The sequence below is a fragment of the Streptococcus infantis genome, assembly GCF_047464615.1.
Taxonomy (GTDB): domain Bacteria; phylum Bacillota; class Bacilli; order Lactobacillales; family Streptococcaceae; genus Streptococcus; species Streptococcus infantis_Y.
On the sequence record NZ_JASHBO010000029.1, the window covers coordinates 1 to 7,295 of the forward strand.

The 7,295-nt window shown below is 41.1% G+C and carries 8 protein-coding genes and 1 pseudogene; 6 read left to right on the forward strand and 3 right to left on the reverse strand.

The window, feature by feature from the left end; all coding sequences use genetic code 11:
* Positions 1-186: 186 nt before the first annotated feature.
* Entirely contained in the window at positions 187-1,026 is an 840-nt protein-coding gene (locus QM450_RS10340; RefSeq protein ID WP_049526234.1) for a thymidylate synthase, read from the forward strand.
* 108 nt (positions 1,027-1,134) lie between these two features.
* Here the strand turns inward: QM450_RS10340 and QM450_RS10345 are convergent, their stop codons facing one another.
* The gene (locus tag QM450_RS10345; protein ID WP_049526232.1) at positions 1,135-1,305 is read right to left on the reverse strand and encodes a DUF3042 family protein; all 171 of its coding nucleotides are present in this window, start codon (positions 1,303-1,305) and stop codon (positions 1,135-1,137) included.
* A gap of 120 nt (positions 1,306-1,425) precedes the next feature.
* Here QM450_RS10345 and miaA point away from each other — a divergent pair, with 120 nt between their 5' ends.
* Genes miaA through QM450_RS10370 form a run of 5 tightly spaced genes read left to right on the forward strand, consistent with a single transcriptional unit; the run spans position 1,426 to position 5,877 of the window.
* The gene (miaA, locus tag QM450_RS10350) at positions 1,426-2,310 is read left to right on the forward strand and encodes a tRNA (adenosine(37)-N6)-dimethylallyltransferase MiaA (protein ID WP_414320542.1); all 885 of its coding nucleotides are present in this window, start codon (positions 1,426-1,428) and stop codon (positions 2,308-2,310) included.
* Positions 2,303-3,541 carry a GTPase HflX gene (gene hflX / locus QM450_RS10355; protein ID WP_414320543.1) on the forward strand — a complete coding sequence of 413 codons (1,239 nt, stop codon included), beginning with the start codon at positions 2,303-2,305 and terminating at the stop codon, positions 3,539-3,541. The genes miaA and hflX overlap by 8 nt, the downstream gene beginning before the upstream one ends.
* Positions 3,534-4,157 (forward strand): cystathionine beta-lyase, encoded by a 624-nt coding sequence (locus QM450_RS10360; protein ID WP_414320544.1) that lies wholly within the window; start codon positions 3,534-3,536, stop codon positions 4,155-4,157. The genes hflX and QM450_RS10360 overlap by 8 nt, the downstream gene beginning before the upstream one ends.
* A 14-nt stretch (positions 4,158-4,171) precedes the next feature.
* The gene (gene rnz / locus QM450_RS10365; RefSeq protein WP_414320545.1) at positions 4,172-5,101 is read left to right on the forward strand and encodes a ribonuclease Z; all 930 of its coding nucleotides are present in this window, start codon (positions 4,172-4,174) and stop codon (positions 5,099-5,101) included.
* Positions 5,102-5,121: 20 nt separating this feature from the next.
* Positions 5,122-5,877 (forward strand): SDR family NAD(P)-dependent oxidoreductase, encoded by a 756-nt coding sequence (locus tag QM450_RS10370; protein WP_414320546.1) that lies wholly within the window; start codon positions 5,122-5,124, stop codon positions 5,875-5,877.
* Between the two features lie 188 nt (positions 5,878-6,065).
* Here the strand turns inward: QM450_RS10370 and QM450_RS10375 are convergent.
* Both QM450_RS10375 and QM450_RS10380 read right to left on the reverse strand, forming a co-directional pair.
* Positions 6,066-6,913 (reverse strand): IS630 family transposase gene (locus QM450_RS10375; protein ID WP_414320547.1). Its coding sequence is split into 2 segments (ribosomal slippage): positions 6,066-6,595 and positions 6,595-6,913, totalling 849 coding nucleotides; the frame shifts between segments, so codons are not numbered across the junction.
* Positions 6,914-6,937: 24 nt separating this feature from the next.
* A pseudogene (locus tag QM450_RS10380) lies at positions 6,938-7,295 on the reverse strand (IS30 family transposase); the annotation flags it as partial.

Below are 7,295 nucleotides of genomic sequence, written 5' to 3' on the forward strand. Positions count from 1 at the left end.
GCTTTCTAAAGCTCTCTCCTTGCTTTTTGAGTTCATAGATCCGAACTTTATCTTCATAAGTTAATTTCATAATAAAAACACCCCAAAAGTTAGATTTTCTTTTGTCTAACTTTTGGGGTGCAATTCACAGGTAGAAAAGCCCTTTTTATGCTATACTAGTTAAGACAATAATTGAGGTGAGAGTAAATGACAAAAGCAGACACGATTTTTAAAGAAAATATTGAACGAATCTTGAATGAGGGTGTGTTTTCTGAGCAAGCTCGTCCCAAGTACAAGGATGGGACTGTTGCCAATTCCAAGTACATCACAGGTGCTTTTGCGGAGTACGATTTGTCTAAGGGGGAATTTCCCATCACAACCTTGCGTCCTATCGCTATCAAATCAGCTATTAAAGAAGTGCTTTGGATCTACCAAGATCAGACCAATAGTTTGGAAGTTCTCAATGACAAGTACAATGTTCACTACTGGAATGACTGGGAAGTTGGAGATACAGGGACTATTGGGGAACGTTATGGGGCTGTTGTTAAGAAGCATGACATCATTAACAAGATTCTCAAACAGTTAGAAGCCAATCCTTGGAACCGTCGCAATATCATTTCGCTCTGGGATTACCAAGCTTTTGAGGAGACAGATGGTCTTCTGCCTTGTGCCTTCCAGACAATGTTTGATGTCCGTCGAGTAGATGGGGAAATTTATCTGGATGCGACTTTGACCCAGCGATCTAATGACATGCTGGTGGCTCATCATATCAATGCTATGCAGTATGTGGCTCTTCAGATGATGATTGCTAAACACTTTGGTTGGAAAGTTGGAAAATTCTTCTACTTTATCAATAACCTTCACATTTATGACAATCAATTTGAACAAGCTCAGGAATTGCTTCGTCGTGAGCCTTCAAACTGCCAACCACGTCTGGTCTTGAATGTACCAGACAAGACCAACTTCTTTGATATTAAAGCAGAGGATTTTGAGCTGGTTGACTACGATCCAGTGAAACCGCAGTTGAAGTTTGACTTGGCAATTTAATACTCTCTGGAAATCTCTTCAAAACACGCTAGTTTCCTATTTGGTTTTTATTGAGTATAAAAGAATAGAAAAAAAGAAGTTGAGAAAAATCCCAACTTCTTTTGTGTTTTAACGTGATACGCGACGACGCGCTGCTTTCTTACGGTTTTCTTCGATGAAAGCTGCTTTTTGTTCTTCTGGTTCGATCACTTTCTTTTTAACTGCGTATACTGCACCTGCAACTGCAGCGACAGTTCCTGCAATACCTGTTACAAGACCTTTAGCGAAACCTTTAGCCATGAGTATTCCTCCTTTAACTTATAAATCAGCCAGCTACCTCAAGAGGTCGCATTTTTCTGACTGACCTTTTTGTGATATAATAATAGTAGCGAAAAAATGGGAATTTTTCAAGGAAAAAAGATGAAAACAAAAATAATTGTGATTGTTGGACCGACTGCAGTTGGAAAGACAGCTCTAGCCATTGAAGTTGCTAAGCGTTTTAATGGTGAAGTAGTTAGTGGAGATAGCCAACAAGTCTATCGAGGGCTAGATATCGGAACGGCCAAGGCTAGTCCAGAGGAGCAGGCAAGTGTTCCTCATCACTTGATTGATGTTAGAGAGGTAACCGAGTCTTACTCGGCTTTTGATTTTGTTTCAGAAGCTAAGACGGTCATTGAGGATATTAAAAGTCGAGGTAAGCTCGCTATTATTGCTGGTGGGACAGGACTTTATATCCAGAGTCTGCTAGAAGGCTATCATCTTGGTGGGGAGACACCTCATGAGGAGATTTTAGCTTATCGTGCTAGTCTAGATCCTTTTTCAGATGAGGAGTTAGCCCATCTGGTGGATCAAGCAGGCCTTGAAATTCCCCAGTTTAATCGTCGTCGTGCCATGCGTGCCTTGGAAATTGCTCATTTTGGTCAAGACTTGGAAAATCAAGAGATCCTGTATGAACCTCTGATCATCTGCTTGGATGATGAACGCAGTCAGCTTTATGAGCGTATCAATCACAGAGTGGACCTGATGTTTGAAGCTGGACTTCTAGACGAAGCCAAGTGGCTGTTTGACCATTATCCAGATGTGCAGGCTGCTAAAGGAATTGGTTACAAGGAACTCTTTCCTTATTTTCGAGGAGAGCAGTCCTTGGAAGAAGCTAGTGACAGCTTAAAACAGGCGACTCGTCGATTTGCCAAGCGCCAGCTAACCTGGTTCCGTAACCGCATGCAGGTGACCTTTTATCAGATAGGAGAATCTGGTGTACAAGACCGTATTTTAAACCAGATTGAGGAGTTTTTAAATGATTGAAACGGAGAAAAAAGAGGAGCGAGTTCTGCTGATTGGTGTGGAATTGCAAGGCATGGACAATTTTGATCTCTCGATGGAAGAGTTGGCCAGTCTAGCCAAGACAGCTGGAGCAGTCGTAGTCGATAGTTACAGACAAAAACGTGAAAAATACGACTCCAAGACCTTCGTCGGTTCTGGTAAGTTGGAAGAAATAGCTCAAATGGTGGATGCAGAAGAAATCACGACTGTCATCGTCAACAACCGTTTGACACCACGGCAAAATGTTAACCTCGAGGAAGTGTTAGGTGTCAAGGTCATTGACCGTATGCAGTTGATTTTGGATATCTTTGCCATGCGGGCTCGAAGCCATGAAGGGAAGCTCCAAGTTCATCTAGCTCAGCTCAAATACCTCTTGCCTCGTTTGGTTGGTCAGGGGATTATGCTTAGCCGTCAGGCAGGGGGCATTGGTTCTCGTGGTCCAGGTGAAAGCCAGCTGGAGCTTAATCGTCGTAGTGTTCGCAACCAAATCACAGATATTGATCGTCAACTTAAAGTGGTGGAGAAGAATCGAGCGACAGTTCGAGAAAAACGTTTGGAGTCAAGTACCTTTAAGATTGGTTTGATTGGCTACACCAATGCTGGTAAGTCAACCATCATGAACACCTTGACTAGCAAGACCCAGTATGAGGCAGATGAGCTCTTTGCGACTCTGGATGCGACAACTAAAAGCATCCATCTGGGGGGCAATCTACAGGTAACCTTGACAGATACCGTTGGGTTTATTCAAGATTTGCCGACAGAGTTAGTGTCTAGTTTCAAGTCGACCTTGGAAGAAAGCAAGCATGTAGACCTTCTAGTTCATGTTATTGATGCCAGCAATCCTTACCATGAGGAACATGAAAAAACGGTCCTCTCCATCATGAAAGACTTGGACATGGAGGATATTCCTCGCCTGACCCTTTATAATAAAGCAGATTTGGTGGAGGACTTTACGCCTACTCAAACGCCTTATGCATTGATTTCTGCCAAGTCTGAGAATAGTCGTGAACAGTTGCAGGCTTTATTGCTAGATAAGATTAAGGAAATTTTTGAAGCCTTTACTTTGCGCGTGCCTTTTTCTAAGTCATACAAGATTCATGATTTAGAGAGTGTCGCTATTCTTGAAAAACATGACTACCAAGATGACGGCGAAGTCATCAGAGGCTACATTGCTGAGAAAAATAAATGGAGATTAGAAGAATTTTATGACTGATATCAAATCATTAGCTCTCAAGTATGGTGGCTATACAAGTTTAGACAAGGTCTATCTGGACCAGCTTTTAGCTGGTAAAACAGAGCAGGAGCAGTTGGCACTGATCACACCTCCGCCAAGTGTGGTCAATGCCTATTTTGCAGAACTCTACCAGAAAAAGAGTCCTGAGGCTGCGACGGATTATTTTGCAGAACTCAGTCAGGAACTAAATCTCTACAATGTTGAGCCAAGTTTCACCCTAGAAAGCAAGCCTTTTATTCGTCTTAATCTGTCTGGTAAATCCTTTGGTTTTTGCTATGAGAGAGAGGGTCTTGGTCGGATTTTCTCTGAAAATGAAGAGGTAATCTCAGATGACTTGCTTTTTGAGATTGCGCAAATTTTTCCTCATCAACTAGTCTTTGAAGAGTCTGGTAAGATTTACATGAAGGCTGTTGGAGATGAGGAAGTTGTTAGAATGGAGAGTCTCACAGCTTTGACTGATTTGGAAAGTTTGGCAGATGGTCGCAAACGTCTCAAAGGCTACAGCCAAGAGGATTTACTGCAAGAAGCTGCTGCTTTTTCTGGCAAGCGCTATTTCCGATCGGAAAACCGCACAGCTATGTTATATATTGATTAATTAGAAAGTATCGAATGGATATTCAATTTTTAGGAACGGGGGCAGGTCAGCCCTCTAAAGCCCGCAACGTTTCAAGTCTCGCCCTGAAACTCTTGGACGAGATTAACGAAGTTTGGCTCTTTGACTGTGGAGAAGGAACGCAAAATCGTATTCTGGAAACCACAATTCGACCACGTAAGGTCAGCAAAATCTTTATTACCCACCTACATGGAGACCACATTTTTGGCCTACCAGGTTTCCTTTCGAGCCGTGCTTTTCAGGCCAATGAAGAGCAAACAGATTTGGAAATCTATGGACCTCAAGGGATCAAGTCCTTTGTCTTGACTAGTTTGCGTGTCTCTGGTTCTCGTCTACCCTATAAGATTCATTTCCATGAATTTGACCAAGATTCTCTTGGGAAAATCCTTGAAACGGATAAATTCGCTGTGTATGCAGAAGAGTTGGATCACACTATTTTCTGTGTCGGCTATCGTATCATGCAAAAGGATTTAGAAGGAACCTTGGATGCTGAGAAACTCAAGGCTGCTGGTGTTCCATTCGGCCCTCTTTTTGGAAAAATTAAAAACGGTCAGGATGTCGTCTTAGAAGACGGCACCGAGATCAAGGCAGCAGATTATATTTCAGCACCGCGACCTGGTAAGATTATTACCATTTTGGGAGATACTCGAAAAACAGATGCCAGTGTGCGTCTTGGTGTCAATGCAGATGTTCTTGTCCATGAGTCGACTTATGGTAAGGGAGACGAAAAGATTGCCCGCAACCACGGTCACTCAACCAATATGCAGGCTGCTCAGGTTGCAGTAGAAGCAGGAGCTAAACGCCTCTTACTCAACCATATCAGTGCTCGTTTTCTTTCAAAAGACATTAGCCAGCTCAAGAAAGATGCGGCAACGATTTTTGAAAATGTCCATGTTGTTAAAGACCTAGAAGAAGTGGAAATCTAGGCTCTCGAGAAAGGATAAATATGTCTACTATTCTCATTACGGGTGCTAGTGGTGGTCTAGCCCAAGAAATGGTCAAACTCTTGCCCAATGATCAATTGATTTTGCTGGGTAGAAATAGAGAAAAATTAGCTCAACTATACGGAAATCATCCACAGGCTGAATTGGTTGAGATTGATATTACCGATGCTCAAGCCTTAGAAGAACTAGTAGCTGAACTTTACCAGCGTTATGGCAAGATTGATGTTTTAATTAACAACGCTGGCTACGGGATTTTTGAAGATTTTGACAAGATCTCTGATCAAGATATTCATCAGATGTTTGAGGTTAACACCTTTGCTTTAATGAATCTGTCTCGGTTGGTTGCAACTCGTATGAAGGAGACACGAAAAGGACATGTCATCAATATCGTCAGTATGGCAGGTTTGATAGCTACTGGCAAGTCCAGTCTTTACTCAGCGACCAAGTTTGCTGCTATTGGTTTTTCAAATGCTTTACGTCTCGAACTTATGTCCTATGGAGTCTATGTGACAACGGTCAATCCAGGTCCGATTCGTACGACCTTTTTTGACCAAGCTGACCCAGACGGCAGTTATCTAAAATCGGTTGACCGTTTCCTACTCGAGCCAGATGCAGTAGCTAGAAAGATTGTTAAAACCATAGGAAAAAACAAGCGGGAACTCAATCTTCCAATCTTGCTGCACTTAGCCCATAAGTTTTACACCCTCTTTCCCAAGTTGGCAGATAAGTTAGCTGGGGAAACCTTTAATTATAAGTGAGAAAGCTGTTCCCTTGAGGAATGGCTTTTTGCTTTAATTAGGAGAAGTTGTTTATCAAAAATAATCCCTGAAAATACTGGTAGTTTATCTCTATTTGATAGTTTTGGAGTATAATTGAGATAAGAAAGCAGATTAAAAACAGAATAAACTCCGAGTCTAACATAACTAAAAGTATATCTATAGTATAGTCAGTTGAAACAAGAACAAGACAAAAGAGCCTCGAAAAAAGTATTGCAACTTGGCAATACCTTTTTGAGATGCTTTTTAATATGAGCCCATGTTTTCTCAATAGGATTGTACTCAGGTGAGTAGGGAGGAAGTGGTAAAAGTTTATGCCCAAATTCTTCACATAAGAGCTCTAGCTTACCCATTCTATGGAATCTTGCATTATCCATAATAATAACTGATGGTGTGTTTAATGTTGGTAAGAGAAACTTCTGAAACCAAGCTTCAAAAAAGTCGCTCGTCATCGTCTCTTCGTAAGTCATTGGAGCGATTAACTCGCCATTTATTAGCCCAGCAACCAGTGAGATCCTCTGATATCTTCTTCCAGATATTTTACCTCTTATTAACTGACCTTTTAATGAGCGACCATATTCTCGATAAAAATAAGTATCGAATCCTGTTTCATCAATATAAACAGGTGTTAAGTGCTTTAAACTATTAAATTTTTTAAGAAATAAAGCTACTTTTTCTGGGTCTTGTTCATAGTAGGTGTGATTCTTTTTTTTCGAGTGTAGCCCATAGCTTTGAGAGCATAGTGGATAGTAGTTGGATGACAGCCAAATTCAGAAGCTATTTCAGTCAAATAAGCGTCCGGATTGTCAGTAAGATAGTTTTTAAGTCTATCTCTATCAACCTTTCTTGATTTTGTTCCTTTTACTTGATGGTTTAGCTCTCCTGTTTTCTCTTTTAGCTTTAACCAGCCATAAATGGTATTACGTGAGATTTGGAAAATGTGTGATGCTTCTGTTATACTACCTGTTCGCTCACAATAAGCGAGAACTTTTTTACGAAAATCTAATGAATATGCCATAAGAAGATTATACCACATTGTGTGCTATTTTTGGTTCAATTGACTATAGATTTTATGTTGTAGTAATGTAGAAGACTGACAGACGTCTTCTGCAGGTATTTTAGAAATACCGAGAAGCTTAGAAATCTCTTCTCCATAAGTAAAGGCAAAGAGTTCATAGGCTGACTTTCCATTCAAAGCAGCACGTTTGACGCTGTTGACATGTGAACAGACGAGATTGATGTCCTCTTGAGTTAAATCGTCAAAAGAGTTCCCTTAGGTAGAATGTCGCGAATCAGCGTGTGATTTTTCTCAATTCTCCCTTTCTGGTCAGAGCGATTAGGGTCACAAAAGAAGAGTTTACTCTCTCCTCGCACATCCATTTCGATGTCATCAACCCTGG

Excerpts from the sequence above, each read along its gene's own strand:
- miaA (WP_414320542.1), top strand. The coding sequence starts at position 1,426 with ATGAAAACAAAAATAATTGTGATTGTTGGACCGACTGCAGTTGGAAAG.
- QM450_RS10370 (WP_414320546.1), top strand. The coding sequence starts at position 5,122 with ATGTCTACTATTCTCATTACGGGTGCTAGTGGTGGTCTAGCCCAAGAA.
- QM450_RS10340 (WP_049526234.1), top strand. The coding sequence starts at position 187 with ATGACAAAAGCAGACACGATTTTTAAAGAAAATATTGAACGAATCTTG.
- QM450_RS10345 (WP_049526232.1), bottom strand. The coding sequence starts at position 1,305 with ATGGCTAAAGGTTTCGCTAAAGGTCTTGTAACAGGTATTGCAGGAACT.
- QM450_RS10360 (WP_414320544.1), top strand. The coding sequence starts at position 3,534 with ATGACTGATATCAAATCATTAGCTCTCAAGTATGGTGGCTATACAAGT.
- hflX (WP_414320543.1), top strand. The coding sequence starts at position 2,303 with ATGATTGAAACGGAGAAAAAAGAGGAGCGAGTTCTGCTGATTGGTGTG.
- rnz (WP_414320545.1), top strand. The coding sequence starts at position 4,172 with ATGGATATTCAATTTTTAGGAACGGGGGCAGGTCAGCCCTCTAAAGCC.